General features: G+C 65.3%; 14 protein-coding genes and 1 tRNA gene. 9 read left to right on the top strand and 6 right to left on the bottom strand.

Translation table 11 applies throughout. From position 1 onward, the window contains the following. Positions 1 to 63: 63 nt before the first annotated feature. The 6 genes from F627_RS0105620 (at position 64) to F627_RS0105595 (ending at position 7229) form a co-directional block, all read left to right on the top strand. Positions 64 to 140 (top strand) — tRNA-Arg (locus F627_RS0105620). Positions 141 to 340: 200 nt separating this feature from the next. Continuing rightward, positions 341 to 721 (top strand): hypothetical protein, encoded by a 381-nt coding sequence (locus F627_RS0105615; protein ID WP_231363077.1) that lies wholly within the window; start codon positions 341 to 343, stop codon positions 719 to 721. 126 nt (positions 722 to 847) lie between these two features. Further along, a complete protein-coding gene (locus tag F627_RS0105610; RefSeq protein WP_019583529.1) occupies positions 848 to 1174 on the top strand; it encodes a hypothetical protein in 327 nt (108 codons plus the stop codon). After that, positions 1174 to 2070: a plasmid replication initiator TrfA gene (trfA, locus tag F627_RS0105605; RefSeq protein ID WP_019583528.1), complete on the top strand. Its 897-nt coding sequence runs from the start codon at positions 1174 to 1176 to the stop codon at positions 2068 to 2070. The genes F627_RS0105610 and trfA overlap by 1 nt, the downstream gene beginning before the upstream one ends. Positions 2071 to 2812: 742 nt before the next feature. Then, positions 2813 to 4249 (top strand): conjugal transfer protein TraH, encoded by a 1437-nt coding sequence (locus F627_RS0105600; protein WP_019583527.1) that lies wholly within the window; start codon positions 2813 to 2815, stop codon positions 4247 to 4249. 10 nt (positions 4250 to 4259) lie between these two features. After that, complete coding sequence (locus F627_RS0105595) at positions 4260 to 7229, top strand: conjugal transfer protein TraG N-terminal domain-containing protein (protein ID WP_019583526.1); 2970 nt, start codon at positions 4260 to 4262, stop codon at positions 7227 to 7229. 22 nt (positions 7230 to 7251) lie between these two features. On the opposite strand, the gene F627_RS0105590 is transcribed toward F627_RS0105595, so the two are convergent. The 5 genes from F627_RS0105590 to F627_RS0105565 all read right to left on the bottom strand — a co-directional run bounded on the left by F627_RS0105590 (position 7252) and on the right by F627_RS0105565 (position 13898). After that, a complete protein-coding gene (locus F627_RS0105590; RefSeq protein WP_019583525.1) occupies positions 7252 to 7878 on the bottom strand; it encodes a hypothetical protein in 627 nt (208 codons plus the stop codon). A 348-nt stretch (positions 7879 to 8226) separates the two neighbouring features. Further along, positions 8227 to 8463: a type II toxin-antitoxin system HicB family antitoxin gene (locus tag F627_RS0105585; protein WP_019583524.1), complete on the bottom strand. Its 237-nt coding sequence runs from the start codon at positions 8461 to 8463 to the stop codon at positions 8227 to 8229. A 23-nt stretch (positions 8464 to 8486) separates the two neighbouring features. Beyond that, a complete protein-coding gene (locus F627_RS16900) occupies positions 8487 to 8642 on the bottom strand; it encodes a hypothetical protein (protein ID WP_019583523.1) in 156 nt (51 codons plus the stop codon). Between the two features lie 2685 nt (positions 8643 to 11327). Continuing rightward, positions 11328 to 12821: a hypothetical protein gene (locus F627_RS16895; protein ID WP_155987099.1), complete on the bottom strand. Its 1494-nt coding sequence runs from the start codon at positions 12819 to 12821 to the stop codon at positions 11328 to 11330. Between the two features lie 228 nt (positions 12822 to 13049). Beyond that, positions 13050 to 13898, bottom strand: a complete 849-nt coding sequence (locus F627_RS0105565) for a site-specific integrase (RefSeq protein ID WP_231370136.1) — start codon at positions 13896 to 13898, stop codon at positions 13050 to 13052. A 372-nt stretch (positions 13899 to 14270) separates the two neighbouring features. Here F627_RS0105565 and F627_RS0105560 point away from each other — a divergent pair, with 372 nt between their 5' ends. Continuing rightward, positions 14271 to 14597 (top strand): hypothetical protein, encoded by a 327-nt coding sequence (locus tag F627_RS0105560; protein ID WP_018866355.1) that lies wholly within the window; start codon positions 14271 to 14273, stop codon positions 14595 to 14597. A 15-nt stretch (positions 14598 to 14612) separates the two neighbouring features. On the opposite strand, the gene F627_RS0105555 is transcribed toward F627_RS0105560, so the two are convergent. Continuing rightward, positions 14613 to 15305 (bottom strand): arylesterase, encoded by a 693-nt coding sequence (locus F627_RS0105555; protein ID WP_019583519.1) that lies wholly within the window; start codon positions 15303 to 15305, stop codon positions 14613 to 14615. On the opposite strand from F627_RS0105555, the gene F627_RS0105550 reads away from it, so the two are divergent. Then, positions 15304 to 16014, top strand: a complete 711-nt coding sequence (locus tag F627_RS0105550) for an ABC transporter ATP-binding protein (RefSeq protein WP_018875510.1) — start codon at positions 15304 to 15306, stop codon at positions 16012 to 16014. The genes F627_RS0105555 and F627_RS0105550 overlap by 2 nt on opposite strands. After that, positions 16011 to 18545: an ABC transporter permease gene (locus tag F627_RS0105545; protein ID WP_019583518.1), complete on the top strand. Its 2535-nt coding sequence runs from the start codon at positions 16011 to 16013 to the stop codon at positions 18543 to 18545. The genes F627_RS0105550 and F627_RS0105545 overlap by 4 nt, the downstream gene beginning before the upstream one ends.

Below are 18545 nucleotides of genomic sequence, written 5' to 3'. Positions count from 1 at the left end.
CGGGTTTCGGTGATCGTCGCAAGCGTGGCGGGATCGCGAAGCCCAAATCCGGCAGATTCCCGGGTCTCCGTAGCTCAGCTGGACAGAGCAGCCCCCTCCTAAGGGGCAGGTCGCAGGTTCGAATCCTGCCGGGGACACCATCTTTTCCCGCTATTTCCGACACTTATCCAACCCCGCCCATCGGGCCAATCCGCAGAAATACGCACGAATTGGCCTCCTCACTGTGGCATGAGTGTGGCAGGAACCGCCCGCCACAATGCTCCACATTCTCATGAGGAACAGGAAGTTACGTGTCGGTATGGCATTGCGCGCGATGGCGCACTGTGGCAAAGTTGTATCCATGACGACCACACCGGCCACATACGCCCACCGCCGCGCCGTCGCGGAATGGTGCGATCGCGCCGCAGCGCGCGCCCGCGCTCTCCCGGGGTGGCAGTGGGTCGTATCCGGGGCGCTCGCGGTCATTGCCATCGGCCTGCTGGCCGGTGGCGCAGCGACCGGAGCGGACGTCCTCGATCTCGCCGTCGCCGCAGTGATGATCCTGATTGGCGGCGGCGTGGCGGGTGCGATGCACGGCGGGCGCGGCTATGCCGCGATGGCCCGCGCCATCCGTCCTGCTCGTCCCCCGTCCACCGTAGGCATCCCCTCCCCTGGGACGGACGACACCACCCCCACCCCGCCGGATCGCCACGACGACTCCGACCAGCCTCCTCGCGCGTAACCCCAGCCTGACGACGCGCCGCGCTCCGCGCGCGGCATCCGTATCGCCAGGCCGGGGTCACCCGGCGCCACCACATCACACGTAGACACGCACGGGTCCCCGGCCACCTGCATCACAGGTGACCGTATGTCCGACCATACCGATACCGAGGGTCCGCGCCAGTACGCGGACGATGAGATCATCAGCGGCCTGCCTACCATCGCCGACGTGCTCGGCGTCTCGGTGGATTGGGTCGTCCGCCACAAGCACGAGCTGCCGTGCCGCCAGATCGGCGGCAAGACCTTCACGACGCCGGGCGCGCTCCGGGTATGGATGATGACGCCGAACACCGCGCCGAAGGTGCTCCCGGCCACCCAGGAGGATCGGAGCCGCCGCCGTCCGAAAAACCGCAAGCACCCCGCGCACATCGAGGCCGCCATCGAGGCCGTGCGCTTGGCCGGGAGGGGGGCGTGATGGGTGGTATGCGACATGCCGCGGACGACGCCTTGACGGGGCGGCTCCAAAGACTCCAGCAGATGGCGGGCTCCCGTCGTCGAGCCCACGACATAGACGCCCAACACAACCACGCCACCGCCGGAGCCTCGGAGCCACCGGCTCAGCCCCCAACGTGGGCAGACAGCCAGCGCGGCGTCTCCAACTGGCTCATCCGATCCTCGCTGTTCGGCATCGTCCGTCGGGGCAGGCGCGCCTATATGCACGACGAGGTGCTGGCGAGCCAGGGCAGTACCCGGATCGTCTATACCGGCGAGCGACTCGACATGGCCGACTCAGAGGTCTGGGATCAGTGCGTCCACTACTGGGCGCGCGAGGCCGCGCCCGAACGCGAGCTGCCCGACCGTATTCGGTTCCGTCCAGGCCGCCTCCTGCGAGAGATCGGCAGGAGTACCGGCACATCCGACCGCCGATGGCTCGATCGCGTCCTCGACCGCCTCACGCCGACGATGGTGCATGTCATCGGCGGTGACGGTACGACCATCTACCGGGGCCAGCTCATCGGGCCGAGCGGGGTCGATCGGGTCACGCGCGAGTACACCGTGGATATGCACCCCGATTTGGTCGCCCTGTACGGGCCGACTCAGTACACCCGCCTCGATGCCGATCAGATCGCAGCTCTGCGGTCCCACCCGACGGCGCACTGGCTCTACCGCCACTACGCGTCCCATAGGGAGCCACATCCCGTCCGTCCCGAGTACCTGCGGGAGCTGTCCGGCGCGGCGATCAGCCCCCGCGTATGGCGTCAGCGACTCCCGGGTGCGCTCGCTCGGGTATGCGATGTCGCCGGATGGTCGTGGCGGATGGATGATCGCGGCCTCGTACAGGTCACCCGTACCCCGGGGGTATGGGCATGACCCCCGGGCGCTGGACGTGTCCCGGGTGGGATAGCTGTTACGCACAGGGTGGGATAGCTGTTACGCGAGGGTGGGATAGCTGTTACGCACAGGGTGGGATAGCTGTTACGCAGGGTGGGATAGCTGTTACGCGAAGGTGGGATAGCGGTTACGCGAGGGTGGGATGGCTGTGCCTATCCACAGGCCCAGAAGTGGCTATTTCGCATTTTGTATCAATGCCTTACCGGACTCCCCCCCGTGCCGCTAATACGGTTTTTAATTCGTTTCTAATCCCGGGGCTGGCCGAAGGCGCTAGCGCGCCCCGTCTCGCTCGGCGCTACGCGCCTCGATCGCGCGCTGCGCGCGCGCCTGCCCTCCGGTCGCTGCGCTCCCTTCGCCCCGCCGCCTGCGGCGGCGGCCTGGGGCCGCTGCGCGGCCCGAAGTACCTGGGGGCCATCCCGACGACCGGGGGACGGGCACGTCTCGCGCGCGACCCAGCGCCCATGGGCGCGAAAGGCGTCTCCGCGGAGGACGGGAGCGGGGTCGAGGGACAGCAGTGCGCCGCAGAACATCACGACATCACGGCCATCGTGGCCGCCGGTCACCGTCCCGCCGTCCGGGTATCCCCGCGCCGTGCGCGCCCGACGGGCGCACAGAGGCCCTGCACGACCCTGGCACCCCCCCATCCCCGCGCCCCGCCCGTGATCGGGGCGCATACACGACGACACGCAGCCGCAGACCGCACAGACACAGGACACACGATATGACACCGATCATCCGCACCCTGCCCGCCGCCCTACTGGCCGCTGGGCTCACCGTCACCGCGCCCGCCTCCGCCGATATCGGCGATGCGATGGACTCGTTCCTCGACTCCTATACCGTCAACGAACCGGGGTTCTATCAGTCGGAGTCGGCCGGGTTCGTCAACTTCGGCCAGCTCACCGCGCGCACCGGCACCCGGTACTACCAGCCGATTCAGATTCAGGCCCCGCGCGCCGAGTTCGGCTGCGGCGGGATCGACGCCTTCCTGGGCGGGTTCAGCTTCATAAACATGGATCAGATCGTGGCGATGGCCCGGCAGGTCGGCTCGCAGGCGGTATCGACGGCGTTCTACCTGGCGCTGGACTCCCTCTCGCCGCAGCTCGGCGCCCTGATGAAGCAGATGCAGGATTGGGCCAACAAGGCCAACCAGTTCAACATCGACTCCTGCCAGACGGCCGTGGACATTAACCGGGGTGCCCTGGGCGCGATGGGGATGCGGGAGTCGATCTGCGAGCGGTGGCGCGACGGCGAATCGATGGCGTCGGACACCTTCGCGTCTAGGTTCGAGTGCGGATCGGAGAAGGAGTGGGATTGGGGCCTGCTGAACCCCCTGAACGACGACGGCCAGCCGCAGGATGATGGCGACGCCCTCAAGATGGCCCTGCGAGGCAATGTCGTGTGGCAGGCGCTCCGCAATGGAGGGCTGGAGGACGAGGACATGATCGAGGTGGTGATGTCGCTGGTGGGCACCGTGGTGTGGCCGGAGGGCGACTACGAGGACTCCGCACTCGATCAGGTCGTGCCGCCGACCACGACGTGGACGGAGATCACCGAGTCGGGTGAGCACTCCGCTGGGGCGGTGACGCTGCTCGCCTGCTCCGACCCGGACGATGGGTGTCTGCGCCCCTACGAGCGGGAGGTAGATGCCAGCGATGCCAATCCGATCCGCATCCGGGTGACGCGCGCGATCGAGGAGATCATGGATGCGGTCCAGCAGCCGCCGAGCGCGACCCATATCGGGTTCTCGGACGACGCGACCCTCGTGCTGGCCCTGTCGCGCCTGCCGATCTTCCAGATGATTCAGGCTGAAACGGATGCGGGCTATCCGGGGATCACCGCCGAGATGTACACCGATGTCGTGGTCGCGGAGGTGATGTACCGCTGGCTGGAGCAGTTCCTTCCCCGGGCGCGCTCGGCCCTGATGGGCGCGGCCAATATGCCTGGCGGCCAGATGGGCGAGGCCCAGCGCCGCGAAATCTCGCTCGTCGTAGCGGAGGTCATGGATCGCGCGCACCGCGACTACCAGGCCGCAATGCGTCAGGCAGGCGGGATGCAGGAGTTCATCCGGATGCAGCGCGACCTCAAGTCGATCATGGAGGCCCGCATGAGCCCGAGCATGGCCCAGCGGATCAAGTTCGCGCAGGAACTGGCGCGATAAGGAGACGAGCATGGCACTGGAGATCATCACCTACGGCTCGGGCTCCTACGTCCAGCAGACGCTCACCTCGCTCTCCGCTCTCGCGGGGAGCAGCGATTGGGTCACGCTCGCGCGGATTGCCGGTGTGGTCGGGATCGTGTGGGTGATGCTTGCGGCATTCAAGAACGCGCGCGGCGGGTCATTGCAGGTCGATTGGTCGTGGTTCCTCGGGTTCGGGTTCATCTACCTGGGTCTGATGGTGCCGAAGGTGGACGTGGCCGTGATCGACCGGATCGAGTCGGGGTGCGGGACGGCGCCCCCGGCGATCGTGACCGGCGTTCCCGTTGGGATCGCGGCATTCGGCTACGTCACCTCGGGCATCGGGGACGGGATCACGCGCCTCTATGAGCAGTACATCAGCCTGCCGGGCGATCAGCAGTACGCACAGAACGGGATGCTGTTCGGGTCGCAGATGGCGCGGACGGTGACGCAGAGCCGGATCACGGACATGCGCCTGTCCTCGGACATGACCTCGCTGATGTCGTCGTGCGTGATGCCGATGATCGCGCGCGGATGGATACCGCTGGACGAGGCGGCGCGTTCGACCGATTTGTGGCAGACGATCAGCTCCCAGCTCCCGAATAACCGCTGGGTCGCGCGTAGCGATGGCAGCGTCCTCTCCTGTCGGGAACTGGGGAACGAGCTGACGCCGGAGATCACGGGCGACGGAGCGCCCGCGATCCAGGCCATTGCGCGCTCGCACGGTGGCGCGATCTGGCCGCAGTGCGATGCTGATGATGCGGCGGCGCGCTACCTGGCCTCCGTCGGGGGTGTGACCGGCCAGGACATGCTCGGGATCAACCAGGATGCCGCGACCCTCACCCGCCAGGCGATGACGATCAATGCGATGCAGGATGCCCTCGCACAGGGGGTCACAGAGACGGACAATGCCGCGCTGGCGCAATCGATCTTCACCGCTCAGGCCGAGCAGACCCAGCGCAACACCTACATGCTGATGGGCAACATGGCCTCGCGCACCCTGCCGGTGATGCGCGCGGTGATCGAGGCCCTGCTGTATGCCCTGTTCCCGGTCATTATGATCTTCATGCTGACCCCGGCCTGGCTGTCGGTGCTGGGCCAGTACATCCTTGTGATGATGTGGATTCAGCTCTGGCCGCCGATGTACGCGGTGCTGAACTCCATCATGTACTGGTACGGAGCGCCGCAGTCGCAGCGTATGGCCGAAATGAGCGACGGCAGCTCCGGGCTGACCATGGAGACCATATCCTCGGTCGCCTACGCCAATTCCGACATGGTGGCGCTGGCCGGGTACATGGCGCTCACGATCCCGATGATCTCCTACATGATGATCCGTGGCGGGGCCATGATCGGGGCGAGCGTGGCGTCGAGCCTGAACCAGCCCATGTCGCAGGCGGCGACCCGCTCGGGCGCGTCCCTGACGGACGCCTCGATGCAGTCCGGCTCGGTGTCGTGGGATACCTCGCAGGTGAACACGTCCAGCGCCAACCAGATCAACACCGCGCCCAACATGCGCTATGGCTCCGGCACCGTCGAGCAGGTCACCGCCGCCGGTGGTGTCTCCCGCATGAGCGAAGGTGGGCAGGCGAGCTATAACGCGAGCCCCGGCGCAACGAGTCTCGGGAATGTCTCTGCGTCCGCTCAGGGTACGTTGGAGTCGGGCATCCAGACCCAGGCTCAGCGCGCCCAGCAAGCGGCGCAGGAACAGGCCCTTGCCTTCGACCAGCGGGTTCAGGGCACGGCTGCCCAGCAGTCCCAGCTCAATGATCTGGTGGGGGATCGAGCCATGGCCTCGGATATGGGGCTGAGCAGCGATGAATCCTTCAAGTACCAGCAGGCGTATGGGCAGCGGGAAGGATTGGTACGGGAAGCCGCAGAGCGCGCGGAGGTCTCGGAATCCGACATGCGTGCGACAGTCAGCGAAATATCCCACTCCATCGCTGCTGGCCTCCCTGGCTCGGTCGTGTCCGCACGCGCACAAGCCTCCTTGGCGGCGCGAGGCCTGTCCCAGGAGCAGGCCCAGCGCGCGGTCTCGGAAGCCGAGACCGTGGCGCGGTCGCAGGAGTATCAGGTGTCGGACGACTACATTCGGCAGGTTGGAGAGCGCGTGGGGAATACCCAGACCGAGCGGTTCGGGGATTCCTTCGCCATGCTGGGCTCGGCCGGTGTGGCTGAGACGCGGGATGCGTCGCAGCGCATGGGTGCTTCCCTTCAGGAATCGCAGTCCTGGTCTGAACTCCAGTCGCGCGTCGAGAAGGACGGGCTTTCCGTGGGTGGCAAGCTCGACGGAGCGATCTACAGCACCCTGGCGCCGAAGGTCGGTGAAGCCAACCTCCAGCGCATGATCGCCAACGCCAACGATGGCGGTGACAGCGCAGACAGCCGCGCACTGATGGGGATGATTCGGGAGAACAGCGAGGAGATCGCGGGCCGGTACTTCGGCGTTGGCATTGCGGGAGCCCCGCAAAACAACGTCAATGCCGCTTACGGAGGCTATGCCTCGGGTGTTCCGGGGGCGGATCAGGCCCGCGACTTCGGCAGCGGGGCGCGGAACGATCTCGCGGACGACGCTGAGGGCCGAGGAATCACCGGCGTCGAAGGCAACGTGCGCGCAGGACGCCAAGACCTCCAGGGCCAACATGACGGTGCCCGCGACATTGCGATCGAAAACATCGGAGGTCAGGCGCCGAGCACCTTGGGCGACTGGCGCGTGGGCGAGAACGGTGGCCTGGAGCTGAAGCCGGGCGCCGACCGCTCCTTGGTCTATCAGGGCGATGGGGCCAGTTCAGGAGGCGGGGGAAGTGAGCGTGCGGCCGTGGAAGATCGTCTCCGGGGCGAGCGGCAGGATCGCGCCGATCAGCAGCAGGGAAGCGCCCAATCGGATTGGCGCGAGGATGCCCAGGAGAAAATGATCGAGGCGAAGCGCAACCAGGGGCCGCGCCCTCCGGGCCGAGGGCGGTAAAGAGAGAGCCGGGCCAGCGAGGTTACTGGTCCGGCCACCCTCCCAAGTGAGGGTCGTGCACTAGCTCCACATCGGACCCACTCTCCCTCATAGGCATCGGCCCATTCATCGCGCCCATCATGTAGGCGTGCAACACGTCGCTCTCGTGCGCGATCTCCTGCGGAGTGAGGGCGCCGTATAGGGCTTCGTCGCTCTCGCGGCTCATCTGCTGGAACACGCCTCCGGGCGATACCGTGCTTTCCTGGGCCGCGAGCTGGGCAACATAGGCATCATCAGCCGAGTCAGCGGATTCCGGCAGCCCCGGATGAGCCGTGAAGTCCTCGATGTCCGGGCTGCGCTGGGTCAGGTCGAATGCCTGGTGCGCCTGGCGCAGACCGTCCAGCACCTCGTAGCGATCCGGGACGTACAGGAGGCCCAAGGCGGCGCCTGCGGCCAGAACGATCCTCTGGCGCAGGGGTAGCTCATCCGGGCTGGTGTAGGTCTCCACACGGCCGTCTCGCACGGCGTAGTGACCCATCGGCACCGGGCGGCCACGGGCGAACGCCACGACGCTCAGCAGGAGCGGGCGATTGTTCCGGTCAACCTGGATGCTGACCGGGATGCGACGGCCCTGGCGGCCGATCAGGGTATCGGTGTATTGCAGGTTCATAGTCGTATCCCACTAGAGGGGGTATTTGTCCCCTTGAGGGCGGCGAACCGCCCTGTTGGAAGGCGGCCTCCCCTACCGGAGGGGGTATTTGTCCCCCTGAGAGCGGTCGTGTCCCAGCGGAGCGGCTGTCCAGGGCCGGAGGGCGGCTGGCGCGGACCGCAGCGCAGCGAGGACACGGGCCGCCCGGAGGGCGTAGCGGACCCTGTACGGCCGCGTAGCGACCCCACGCTCGACCGGGGGTGCGGGTTGAGCGGAGCGACCCCGCACCCCTGCCTCGCGGCGAGCAGCCCCCCTCGCCTGGGCGAGGGGCGGGGGGGAGTGGGTGCCGATGCCTCGGGCCGCACCGTCTCAGTCCACGGCCACGCGCACTACGGTCTCGCCCTCCTGTGCGCGCGTCGGTGTCGGTAGGTCACGCCCGGCGTGACGATACCCCGCTATCGCGACGCACAGAGCGTCGATCATCTCACGCAGCGCCTCGGCCTCGGAGGCACCGTCCGTCAGGGCCTCCGGCACGTCCCGGCAGGTCGCCAGATAGCGCCCGTCTACGTCGCGAGAGAGGCGGACTGGGTAGCTCGGATGTTGCATGGTCCCCTCCTCCCTCCATTCCGTTACCGGGGCGCGGCGTCCAGGTACTCGGCATAGTCGGCATCGGACATTCCCTCAGTCACGCGGGCCGACTCGGCCTCGATCAGCTCGATCAGGAGATCACGCTGTGTCGTACCACGATGCGCCGCCAGGCGGCAGAGTTCCAGCGCCGCCCCCATCGGTATCCCGGTAACGATTCTTGGCCAAAAAAAACTCCCAGCCGGAGCCGGGAGCATAGCCACCACCCCGCAGGGCGGTGATTTTCAGTCTCCGCTACAAAGCCGCAGAGCTGGCATTTCGCTTGCAACCACCGGTCTTCGAGGAGCGGTGCGTAACAATGTGACCGCAGGCCACAACTCAAATATAAAAAATGCGCGGCCTGCGTGTCAACTCCAAAATCGAAAATCCCCACTCCAGGCAATGCCTGGAGTGGGAAAGCTGCCCGCAGCCAATGACTACGGGCGTGGTCGTCGTGTGCGATCGCACATCTATGTCGTATCGACGTCGTACATCATGGTATATCCTCCATATCATTCATTGGAAAAAATAAGGCCGCCAAGCCTCACTACACTCTTTTCGGGATCGGGGGCCAACCCGATCCCGATGCTCACCACACGTCACGATCCATATAGGAACGTGACACCCATCCGCCAGGATGGGGTAATACACCATCGTGCTACCTCCCGCTTTCGGCCTCCGGGTGCCAACCCGGAGTGTTTTACTTTCCCGACAGAAAAGTAAAACTCCCTCGATCCTTTCGAGATCGTGGTTCATTGCCTGATCGCGGAACGCTCTCGGGGCGTCGAGGATTAGCGGAGTCGTTAGCTCCGTGCCGGTGTATGCCACTACACCGACCCTCTCGGCCCTTTGCCCAGTTCTCCTGGGGCAGTCATCAATATCAGCGCCTAAACCCTCGTCAGCACACATCTACCATCACCCGGCGCATCCCCGGGATTTCGGAGGCCCAATGTTCCACAACGGCTCTCTTACGGATGTGTGTCCTTTGAGTTTTCGCAGGTCTCTACCCTAGTCGGCTCTGATATCTCCACATAGCGCCTGCACGGCGCATTTACACGCTTACGCTCCCGCCTATCCACGATGCTCCCCGGAGCGACCCGGATCACATCGAGGTACACCGCCGCCCCTACGACACTCGTCGTATGACGGCGACGCCAGCATCGCTACTGGCGTGGACGGCCCGCGTGTGTGGCACACGTTGCGCGGTTTCCCGCACCCCGTGGGGTGGGCTTCACCACCTCTTGCCCCAGGCAGGGTTTCCCGTTTCTCGCGCGCGCACGCGCGGTCCCCGGTTGGCCCGTGCCCTGGTCGCCCAACATCGGTACATCGATGTCATGGATGGGATAGACCCGTGGGGTTAGTCCGGCTGGCAAGCCGGGATTAGTCCACGGGGCCTCCCTCGCACCCAGTGAGCGGAATTACCCGCGGGTGGGCGCTAAGTAGCACTAGACGTCGGTTGGCGGCCGACGTCCTGGGGATTGGCGATCCCCGGGGGCCATACGGCCCGTGGCGTATGTGCGGCGTGGCTGGCGTGTTGAGGTTGGCGGCCTCCTCCGCCGCTCCCTATGGGAGCCGCCGAGGAGGCCGCCAACGCTCGGCCAGCCGCGCGGTGCCTAGCCAATATCGCGGCCGCCCACCGAGTCCCGGTGGCCGACTCTGGCTGCGGCTAATGCGCAGCCTCCGTGTGGTGGGTATTGCCGGAAATCCGCAACCCACCCGGCATCTGCATAGGAACATTAACTGCATAATGATGCTGCCGTGCTATATTGTTTTTGCATCAGCAACTTAAACCACCCGAATTCAACCATCGGTGAATTACAATGTATAACGCATTCCCGCTTCCGCTCGACAAGAAAACCGTCCGCGCGCCATCCGCCAAGACCCTGGATAGACTGTATAAGTCACTGTTACAGCGACAGGCACAGTCACAGTCGAAGTAACTGTCACTGTAACAGTGACAGTTACACTCACAGTCACAGTGCCTGTAACCGTGACAACAGGGTGCGCCGGCCAGAGGTTGCCGCTGAAGTGCAATGTACAATCAGAACGCGATGAAACCACAGCATCCGCTGTATGTAATACTTGCGGAATCAAGATGTGACCAACGGAGGGACGATGCGGCATATATATGCCTCCCAGGCCGAGGCGCAGCGCGCCATACTGCGCTCCATCGCTCGGGGCTATCCGCTCTACACCACAGGCGTGGTGCGCGAGGACAAATGGGATCGACTAGTCGCGAAGTTCCGGCGCATCTACGAGGTCGATATATCCCCTGCTGCCCGTCAGCACCGCAAACGACGAGGCCGATGCGCCGCACTCCTGATCGGAGCTGGGCTGCCGCCGGATGATCGGGGCGAGATGGTCCGCTGGGTGCTACTGGTCACCGAGGCCGGAACCGGCCGGGTGAAGGACGAAGAAACACTGTGTGACGCTCGCTCAGAGCGTCTGACGTGGGGCGATTATGTGTGCATGTACCTGACCCGGCCCCGACAGCATGGCGGGGGCGCCCGATGGACGTGGTGCCTCACGCCGCAAGCGGAGCGCGAGTGCACTAACTACCTGACCGAGCTGGCCCAGGCCGCAGGCCGGAACGGCGACCCTAGGCGTCTACGTGCCTACGTCGACACCCTGCTCCGCCGACCCATGCACTCGGGTGTTAGAACCCAGACGGCAAAGATGCTGCGGAGAGCTCAACGGGTCTGGGCAAAGCACTCAGGCGGTTTACCGTGCCCTCTCCCTACCCCAAGCTCCCTTCCTAACTTCTCCTCCTATCGCACGAAAGCCAAGAACGCCGATCGTTCCGTTGGAAATTCAGCGAGCCTCATCCAATCCACAGCGACCGGACGCTAGCCAGCCAGACCGCCTTTCACAACCATGAAATCGGAAACGTACGGTTCTGCCGCCTCATTTATCGCTCCTCTGAGCTCTTCAATAGACACCGATCCATCTCTACGAGCAAAAATCTTTTTTTCAATACGCACGTTTTCCGAACAAAAACTATAAACCCCTTTTTCGTGCATAACCGGACCTCCGAAAAATGAGCAAATCGCCCCGAAAACGTGGCTACCCACCGCAGCCTCGAAAAAATCCACTAGTACGGCTTGATCTCCTACCTCTTCGTCACCTTCCTCTAGAGAAAACTCGACCACCATTGCCGGAGCATCGTCGAGCACCAACGTAGCGAAAGAACAGATCCCGTCACGGCCGATCAGCAACTCGTCCAAAGAAACCGCGACATCCTCTGTCACTTCGAAAAACGAAATCAAGCGCCACACACACCTTAAGCAATCCAACTCTTCAGAAAATTCAAAGTCGCTAGCTGTAGAACCCACCGGGCCGCCAAGCTCCCTACCATCCGGAAGAGACAATCTCCAATTCACCTCATCACTTCCGGAAGTCAAAAGCCTCAATACCTCTAAACGCGCTTTCACCTCTCCTATCGCGCTACGAACCTGACGATCTACGGAGAAATTAAATTTGGCCGCCCCTGTAAATGGATTCATTACTATCTCAAACCAGTCACCCTGCATTCTTACGCGAGCCATCGTTTCAGGAACCATAGGGTTAAGAACTGAGCCAAAAAGTTCAACTCGGAATCCGTGCCCAATAGATAGCTTTCCTTCCCTGAATCTCAGCTCACCAACCGCCGATGGCTCGGCCTTCAACACCTTCAGGCTACCCTCTTTCGAGCTTAGGAAGGGTGTCTTGTCTTGAATACCAAACCGTTTCTGAAACCCTGTGACAGAAACAACCGGAACCTCGGTATCCAGACCTACAGACGCCTCCACCAAGCGTTGCAGATTACATTCACCACACGTGGTAAAGCTAATCTGTCCGGCGCCATCATCATAACCTACTTCTTTTAAGTACGACTGCTTCCATGAGTGATAGTCTTCAAAGCTCTCGCCTATATATTTCTCGAAACGCTCTCTCAAGCGGTTGCCATCAACTTCTTCAAGCACATGCTCTTCATTATATTTGATGAGTATTGATTTTTTTCTCAGATTATCGTCCGGGCTCTTGTCGAGCGCCTTACGTACGCCGGATAGCGCTCGATAGATCACGTCCTTGCCTACATGCACGACAAAAATGTTTTGCGGCAAATTAGCCCCGCCAAACTCCAAGAAAACAATAAATGCAGGAAGCGGGTCGATAGCAAGGTGACGAATAACTGAGAGCGGGATAGAAAGCTTACGAGCGTTACCGTCGGTCGCCTTAACCTGCACCTTGAATTCGGGTCTTGCCCTGTGAAGGTCATCAGCACGATGTTCCGGTAGAGACATGAACTCCACGATGTAGTCCCATCCCATCCGGTCAATATCAGACTTGTTGGCAACCATGCCTGACGCATGGCAAAGACTGGCAAATGTACTTTCGCCCAGGTTCCCTAGGTCTCGCATATTAAGCGTCCTCAGCCCAAGGCACACAAATCAAGTCTTCACCGACTGCAAACCAGCCTCTCGGCCAGCCACCCCACCACCATGAAAACCCCGTATGCAGCCACTACGGCCAGCGTGGTCCATATGATGACAATCGACAATGATGACATGGCAAACCTCCCTACCCGCCTAGCCAAGCCTCTCTACCAAATCGTCGGCGCGCAGGTGCGTATACCGACGCAGCATGGCCAGGTCAGTGTGGCCGGTAATAGCCGACACCTCAACGATTGACAGGCCCCGCTCGAACAGGCGTGAGGTCGCCTCGTGGCGAAGGTCGTGCAGGCGCACCCCGACCAGCCAATCGGCGTCAGGCGCGACCCCAGCCGCCCCCTGGGTCTCGACATAGCGCGCCCTTGCCGTCTGCACCGCGCGGCCGAACGCCCGGCTGGCCGCATCGGGTGTCAGGCCCCATACCCTCCCCGACAGTCGGCGCGGGAGCGCGGCCAGCTCATCCCGCGCTCGCGTCGAGAGCGGGACGTCGCGCGCCTGTCCGTTTTTCGTCTCCGGGAGGTGTACTACCCGACGGCGCAGATCGACATGCTCCCACGTCAGGGCGGTCAGCTCGCCGCGTCGCATGGCCGTCTCCACCGCCACGCGGCACAGACTCGGCAGCTCCCGTGACCCGGTAACGGCCAGGATCGCATCCAGTTCGGCGTCCGACACCCGGCGTTCGCGACCTCGCCCCGCCGGAGGGAGACGCACACGATCCGTTGGTGCGCCATGGGGTACATGGATGCCCCAGTCGGTCATCGCCACCCGATAGATGCGCCCCAGCAGCCCCAGCTCCTTCCTCACCTGGTCGCCCGAGACGGTCTGCAGCCGACGGTCCCGGTAGGCCGCGATCCGGTCGGGAGTGAGCGCAATGAGCGAGTGCGGCCCCCACTCGTCGATCAGGCGCGTGAGGTCGGAGGCGATCTGCCGGCGGGACTTCTTCTGGGGCAGCACTTCGCGCGCGTAGCGCTCGCACGCATGGGCCACCGTGGTCCGCTCCCCGTCGGTACGCGGCAGGAACTGGCCGGTGTCCATCTCGCGCTCGGTCGCCCTCGCCCACTTCTCAGCGTCGGCACGGGCGGCGAACGTCCGGGTGATCGAGGGCTGGCCCAGCCGGCGTATCTGGGCTTCCCATTTGCCGGTGGGGCGTCGTCGAATAGTGGCCATTTTCGGGCTTCAATGTGGCAGGATTGTGGCAAGAGCCGTCAGATTGCCCTATATTTGCCGTTATTTCTACACACCCCTCCCCCCTCCTAAGGGGCAGGTCGCAGGTTCGAATCCTGCCGGGGACACCATTTCTCTCGCAGGCCGTCGGGATTCCCCCTAGCGCCGCGACCGCAACGGTCGTAAGGTAGGCCAATGGCCATGCTGACGACCGAACAGTCCAGCCGCATGATCGATCGCCTCGCCCCGCTGATCGGGATCCAGGGCGAAGTGGATGGCTGCATGGTGGAACTGGTCGAGGTCCTCGACGAAGGCCCGCGCGGGCTGCCCGGCGTGGCCCTGATGAGCATGGGCTCCCGGCGCAGCATCCAGGCCAACCAGTACGGCAATCCGCTCTGCCGGCACTCGGAGGTCCGCACCCTTTCCCTGCTGTCCGAGGTCGAGCGCGACCTGCATCCCGTCCTGCGGCAACTGCTTCCGGACAACGTTGTGGCGGAGTTGCGGGCGCTGCTGGCCGACTGAGGCGAATCGCGGGCTTTACCCGGCCGCGCGGTCACCGCGTGGCGGCTTGCGCGCCTCGGCCTCCTCCACCATGGGTTCCAGGCGTGGCCACACGGCATCCAGCAGGTGCGGCTGCGCCGCCTCGCTGGGGTGAATGCCGTCATCCATCAGCATTCCGTCCTCCAGCAGCACGTCCTCGAGAAAGAATGGCTCGAAGGCCAGATTCCGCGCGGCCGCCAGGTCGGCAAAGACCGCCTCGAAGCGTTCGGTGTAGCGCCGCCCGTAGTTGGGCGGGATGCGAATGCCCAGCAGCAGGGTCTCGGCCCCTGCGGCGTCGATCGCGTCCACCATCGCCTCCAGGTTCTCCCGCATGGCCGACGGTGCCAGGCCCCGCAGGCCGTCATTACCCCCGAGGGCCAGGATCACCAGGGCCGGGTCCATCCGCTCCAGTACCTCTGGCAGCCGCGCCCGGCCGCCGGCTGTCGTGTCACCGCTGATGGAGACGTTTTCCACCACCCATTCCCGCTCGCGCTCGGCCAGGCGCTCTTCCAGAAGGGCCGGCCACCCGGCAGACTCCGGCATGCCATAGGCCGCACTCAACGAATCCCCGAACACCAGGATTCGCAGCGGCTCGGCGGAGCGATTTTCGTCTTCCGGGGAATTCCCGGGCGCAACGGGACTCCATAGCAACGCGATCAAGCCCATCACGACCAACGGAATACGCAACATGGATGCATCCTCGTCATATGTACTGGAGGCCCGGGACATCGAACAGCGGATCAACGGACCCAGCGGGCCGCTGGACATCCTGCGCGGCATATCGCTGGCGGTCCAGGCTGGCGAGACGGTCGCGATCCTCGGCGCCTCCGGATCGGGCAAGTCCACCCTGCTCGGGCTCCTTGCAGGTCTGGACGCCCCGAGCGCGGGAGAAGTTCGCCTGCTGGGCCGGACCATCAGCGAACTGGACGAGGATGGCCGCGCCGCGTTGCGCGCCGGCCGGGTCGGGTTCGTGTTCCAGTCCTTCCAGTTGCTCCCGGCGCTGACGGCCCTGGAGAACGCCCTGCTGCCACTGGAGCTGAACCCGGCCCATGCCGGCGAAGATCAGGCCACCCTGAACCGCTGGGCCAGCCAGGCCCTGGAGCGCGTGGGCCTTGGCGAACGCGCCGCGCATTACCCGCACCAGCTTTCGGGGGGCGAGCAGCAACGGGTGGCCATTGCCCGCGCCATTGTCGACCACCCGGCGGTCCTGTTCGCCGACGAGCCCACCGGGAATCTCGACGGCAAGACCGGGCAGCGCATCATCGAGCTGCTGTTCGGCCTGGCCCGGCATCCGGACGGCGACGGGCCCGCCACCGCACTGGTGCTGGTGACCCATGATCCGGAACTGGCGGCGCAGTGCGACCGCATCATCTCCATTCAGGATGGCGTGCTGGCATGACGGCAAGCCACATCCATACCCGGGGGCAGGGCCGCAACCCCCTGCGCGCGCTGCTGCGCGGCACCTGGCGGGAATGGCGCTCCGCCGAACTGCGGGTACTGGCCGCGGCGCTGGTCGTCGCGGTCGCCGCGGTCGCGGCCGTCGGCTTCTTTACCGATCGCGTGGATCGCGGGATGGCCCAGCAGGCCACCGCCCTCCTCGGCGGTGATCTTGCGGTGGTCAGTGACAACCCGCTGCCGGCGGGCTGGCCCGACGAAGCCGCGCACCGCGGGCTGGACACGGCGCGCACCGCCTCGCTGCCCAGCGTGGTCTTCGGCAAGGACGACCAGTCGCGCCTGGCGGCCCTGCGCGCGGTCGAGCCCAGCTGGCCGTTGAAAGGCGAGGCCCGCACCCGCTCGGGACTGGACGGCGAGGAACAACCGCGCGAACGCGGGCCGCAACCCGGTACCGCCTGGCTGGAATCCACCCTGCTCGAGGCCCTGGGGCTTCAGGTGGGCGACCGGGTCGAGGTCGGTGACCTGGATCTGGAGGTCACCGGCATCCTCACGCACGAACCCGACCGTGGCAGCAATCTGCTGAACATCGCGCCGCGTCTGATGCTCGCCTTCGACGACCTGGATGCCAGTGGACTGATCGGCCCCGGCAGCCGGGTGCGCTACGAGTTCTTTGCCGCCGGACCGAGTGCGGAGATTGCCGCCTTCCGCGACTGGCTGGGGGACGACCTGGAGGCCGGGGAACGCCTCCTGGGCCTGGACGATGCGAACCCGGAGCTGCGCACCGCCATCGAGCGCGCCGAGCGCTTCCTCGGGCTCGCTTCGCTGATGGCGGTGCTACTGGCCGGGGCCGCGATCGCCGTGGCGGCCCATCACTTCGCCCAGCGCCGCGCCGACCCGGCGGCCGTGATGCGCGCCCTGGGGGCCAGCGGCCGCCAGGTCCTGCTGACCTACTTCGGCCGGGTGCTGCTGGTCGCCCTGCTGGCCAGCGCTGTCGGGCTCGCCCTTGGCTTCGCCGCGCAGTTCGTCCTCGCGTCCCTGCTCGGCGGCTGGCTTGACGGAGACCTCCCTCCTCCGGGAGCACGGCCACTGGTCGCCGGCCTGGGCGTGGGACTGATTACCGCCGTTGGCTTCGCCCTCCCCGCGTTGTTGCGCATTGGCCAGGTCTCGCCGTTGCGCGTCCTGCGCCGCGATCTGGGCCTGCCGCCCACCTCGGTATGGCTCTCCGGCGCCCTCGCACTGCTCGCCTTCGGCGGCCTACTCTACTGGCAGGCCGCCGACCCGCAACTCGCCGCCTGGGTCCTGATCGGCACCGCGGTGGCCATCGCGTTGCTGGCCGTCCTCGGGATGGGGCTGGTGCTCGCCCTGAGGCCTCTGCGCAACCGCGGCGGCATGGCCCTGCGCTTCGGGCTGGCCAACCTGTCCCGGCGCGGCGGCCTCAGCGCGGTGCAACTGGTGGCCTTCAGTGTCGGGATCCTGGCCCTGCTGCTGCTGGCGATCGTGCGCGTCGACCTGCTGGAGGCCTGGGATGCCAGCATCCCGGAGGACGCCCCCAACCAGTTCTTCATCAACATCCAGCCGGGCCAGGAGCAGGCCTTCGCCGACCGGGTCGAGGCGGCCGGCCTCGAACGCCCGCAACTCGACCCGATGATCCGCGGCCGCCTGATCGAGATCAACGACGAACGCGTTCATCCGCAGGATTTTGACGATGATCGCGACCGAAGACTGGTGGATCGCCAATTCAACCTGTCGTATGCGCACACCCCGCCGGCGCACAATCGCATCGTCGACGGACACTGGTTCGGCGAGGCCGGGCAGGATCCCGACCGGGGCTGGTCGGTGGAGGCCGGACTCATGGAACGCTTCGACCTGGCACTGGGCGACTACCTGACGTTCCGGGTTGGGGGGCAGCCCATCCGCAGTCCGATCACCAGCGTCCGCGAGGTCGACTGGGACAGCTTCCAGGTGAATTTCTTCGTCATCGGCCCGCCTCCGCTGCTGGACCAGCAGCCCCGGACCTTCATCACGGCCATGCACGTGCCCGAAGACCAGCGCAGCGCCCAGAACCAGTGGTTGCGGGAGTTCCCCGCCGTATCGGCCATCGACGTCAGCGCCATCCTCGCGCAGGTCCGCGATGTGATGGACCAGGCCACGCGGGCGGTCGAATACGTCTTCCTGTTCACCCTGATCGCCGGGTTGACCGTGCTCTACGCCGCGGTCCAGGCCACCCGCGACGTCCGACGACGGGAGGCCGCCCTGCTGCGCACCCTCGGGGCACGTCGCCACCACATTCGCAACGGCTTGCTGGCGGAATTCGGGACCCTGGGCCTGCTGGCCGGGCTGCTCGCGGCCGTGATCGCCACGGCAGTGGGCGCCCTGCTCGCCTGGCAGGTGTTCGAGTTCGACTACAGCGTCAATCCCCTGACCTTCGTCTACGGGATCGGGGGCGGCACGCTGGGGATCGCCCTGGCCGGCTGGCTGGGGACGCGCCGGGTGCTGGACCAGGCCCCGCTGGCGGTGCTGCGCGGCCCGGAATAA

The organism is Thioalkalivibrio sp. ALE16 (genome assembly GCF_000381305.1).
Classification (GTDB): domain Bacteria; phylum Pseudomonadota; class Gammaproteobacteria; order Ectothiorhodospirales; family Ectothiorhodospiraceae; genus Thioalkalivibrio.
The sequence above is the reverse complement of the archived record's forward strand: the minus strand, read 5'-3'. Positions and strand labels throughout refer to the sequence as shown.